Raw genomic sequence first — 557 nt, 5'->3', positions numbered from 1 at the left:
CTGCCCAGCAACTGCTCCTGCAAACGCCCAGCCGGGTCCCAGGCCTGGGTCTGCATCAGCTTGTTGCCCTGATGGCGCACCACTTCACGGTGCAGGTCGTCGCGCTCGTAGCTGAGCATTTCGTGATGATCGAGCTTCATGCCCAGCAGATGGCCGCTGCCATAGGTCAGCCAACTGACCTTGTGGCCATCCGGGCGCACGGTCGCGATGCGCTGGTTGAGCGCGTCGTATTCATGCGTCCACACCGCGACCATCGGCGTACCGGTGGCCAGATAGTGCTGGTGCTCGCGGGTCAGATTGCCCGCCTCGTCGTGGAACCACTGCAACTTGCTCGCGGCGTTGATCGCCTGGATCAGCTTGCCATTGCCGTCATAGGCAAAGCGTTCGGTCTGCGACTGGTCACCCAGGCTGGCGGTACGCTCGGCCAACCGGCCCATGGGGTCGAAGCGCAGGTCGATGCGGCGTTGGCCCACCTGCGTCGACGCCAGGCGACCGCTGTGCGGATCGTACTGATAACGCGTGGTCAGGCCGTCGAAGCCGGTCTCCTGCAACAGCCG

Annotated in this window: 1 pseudogene; it reads right to left on the bottom strand. The window is 64.6% G+C overall.

Annotated features, from left to right (window positions below):
- Positions 1-557: pseudogene (locus KUO17_RS26370) on the bottom strand (RHS repeat-associated core domain-containing protein); the annotation flags it as partial.

Origin of the sequence: Pseudomonas aegrilactucae (assembly GCF_019168305.1) — a bacterium.
Taxonomy (GTDB): Bacteria; Pseudomonadota; Gammaproteobacteria; order Pseudomonadales; family Pseudomonadaceae; genus Aquipseudomonas; species Aquipseudomonas aegrilactucae.
This window is presented reverse-complemented; position numbering and strand designations above follow the sequence as displayed.